Consider the following 2982-nt stretch of genomic DNA (forward strand, 5'->3'; position numbering starts at 1 on the left):
TTATTCCAAGTCGCAGAAGGTTATATTCAGTGGCAATACACCGGAGATACTACATGGACCAATTTAGTAGAGCTTACAAGTTTAGTTGGACCTGCTGGACAAGATGGCAAAGAAGTGGTACTTCAAGTTATTGATGATATACTTGTTTGGCAGTATATTGGAGAATCAGATTGGCATAATTTAATTGAGATTAATTCATTAAAAGGAATGTCTGCATTTGAAATTTATAGATTATATTATCCTGAATATGAAGGGACAGAAAGAGAATGGATTGATGATTTAGTCAATGGTAGACTAAAGGATTCAGAAAAAATTGAAGTTACTTTTGAATATTATGAGGGATATAAAGAAGTAGTACTAGTGAACAAATTTGAAAAAGTAAGTAAACCAGAAACTCCAGTAAGAGATGGTTACAACTTTAAAGGTTGGTTTATTGATAATGAGATTTGGAGTTTCATTGGATATACTGTAACCTCTGAAATCACTCTAAAAGCTAAATGGGAAATCATCAATTTCACAGTTGAATATAGCTTAAATGGTGGTGCATTTGAAACTAATCCTCAACTAATTTATACTCTTGAAAACATGCTTTCACTATTAAATCCAGTAAAAGAAAATGCTACATTTATTGATTGGTATATAGATGAAGAGTTTAATACTCAATATTTAGATAATATTCATTCAGGGAATTTAAGTCTATATGCTAAATGGGATCATGTACCTGTTATTTCATATGAAAATTTAATTTCAAATCAATATGAAGAAATCGACTTCTTTGAAAATATCATAGTAATTGATGTTGAGGATGGTGACCTTTCTAGTGATTTAACAATCATCTATAATGATGTCAATATAGATTTAGTTGGAAATTATACAGTGAATTATGAAGTGTTTGATAGTTATGGCCATAGAGTTATTTTGACAAGATCTGTGATCATAACACCAATATTGAGAATCAGTAATGGTATTTATGATTTAAGTGATTTACCTGCAGAAGAAAAAGCTAAATTATTCGCTGCTGTTGAAACTTATTTATTAGACAATGTATATGCTGGTGTGCCTCTATATACTGGTGTAAGTCGAACTATCTTCTCTGACCGTGTTCAATTATTCACTGATACATACAATGGAGTTATGGGATTCGGTAATAAATTTTCAAGATTAATTAATGATGACAGTCAAGTTTTAATGTATGATGATACTTTTGGAAACATAGGGGAGTATACTTGGAGAGACTCTATTTATTTTGATATAAACACATTCAATTCATGGCTGAACGATGATTCATTTAGAAATTTGTTGTCAAATTTAAATGGTTTATTATATGATTATTATTTTGATGAATCTAAGAATAGTTATGAAATTAACCCTGCTTTAGCAGCATCAGAACCAGCTCCAACTGGTGGTTATGAATTAAATGGTAGAACATATGCTAAAGTTTGGAGAGTTTCTCTTAAAGATGGTTTAGAATGGTCATTCCACCCAGATACTGATACTTCAGGATTTGCTGCTGGTTATGAAGTTCTAGATGCTAACGACTACCTATGGACTTGGAAGAAAGCTTTACAAGAAAGCTGGTTCCGTGCAATCTCAGGTGGTGGTGACTTCATCTCTATGGGTATCAAAGGTGCTGCAGAATATGCTGCTGCTCCAACTGAAGAAAACTGGGCTAAAGTTGGTATCAGAAAGATTGATGATTTAACATTTGAATTAGAATTTATTTCTGATGTTTCTACATTTAATGTAAAGAGTATGTTTACTAACTATTATATTGCACCAATTAATAAAGAACTTTATGAAGCAGTAGGAGGCTCTGAGAATTATGGTACCAATGAAACATCGTTTGCTTCTAGTGGTGCTTATTATTTAGATACTTTTATACCTGGTGAAGTTATCAAGTTGATAAAAAGATATGATCACCCAGATAGTGATTTGTACCATTATACTGGGTATCAATATCGCTATTATTCAAACACAAGCCAAATTTGGAATGATTTTAAAGCTGGTCGTTTAGAATCAGGATCAATTCCTGCTGCTGAAGTACAAGACTTCTTAGATGACCCACGTGTAAGAGTTGTTCCAGATGCTACAACTTGGAGATTAGTAACTAACCAATTCGGTACAACTGCTAATCGTGATGCTTACATCGCTAAACATCCAGAATTAGGTCTATCTGAAACATACGTTCCAGAACCAATTCTAATGTATAAAGAATTCCGTCAAGCGTTATTCTTCGGTTTCGATAGAATTTCTGCTACAGAATTAGTTCCAACATATCGTCCTGCAACTACTTTATTCTCAGAAACTTATTTCTTAGATGCTGAAGGTGGTATTGGTGTACGTGGATCTGCTGAAGGTCAAGCTGTATTAGACCAATTCGGTGGTGAAACTGCAGGTTATGTTCCAGATGCTGCTGTTGCATTATTCAAATCTGCTGTAGCTCAAGCTATCGCTGATGGTCATTATGCAAAAGGTACATCTGCAAACTACACAACAATTTCATTAAGATTAACTTGGGCATCTTCTGGTAACATTAATGCTCAAACTTTTGTTGCTGAATTAAAACGTCAATATGAAGCTTTATTAGTTGACGATGTAAACTTTGTAACAGTTGAAATCGACGTTGTTGACGTTCCATTCCCAGATAACTATTACACATACATGATGCTTGCTAATACTGACTTAGGTATTGCTGGTATCTCAGGTTCATTATTAGATGCTCCTGGCTTCTTAGACGTATTCCGTGATGACAACTACGATGGATTCACACTTGACTGGGGTATTGATACTTCATCTGCAAACATCGATGTTACATACGTTGGTATTAACGGCGTAGAAGTAACTGAAAGATGGTCTGCAAATGCGTTAATCAATGCATTAAACCGCAAGACTTACGTTAAAGATGGTGTTATCCAAACTGTTTGGGATGATGCTCAAAAAGTTGAATTAGCTAAGAATGCAACTACATTACCTGCAGAAGTC

General features: G+C 33.9%; 1 protein-coding gene. It reads left to right on the plus strand.

Annotated elements, in window-relative coordinates; translation table 11 throughout:
• A partial coding sequence (locus IY230_RS05670) for an InlB B-repeat-containing protein (protein ID WP_196370563.1) occupies positions 1-2982 on the plus strand: 2982 nt, incomplete at both ends.

This window comes from Acholeplasma laidlawii (assembly GCF_015709225.1).
GTDB classification, from domain to species: Bacteria; Bacillota_I; Bacilli_A; order Acholeplasmatales; family Acholeplasmataceae; genus Acholeplasma; species Acholeplasma laidlawii_A.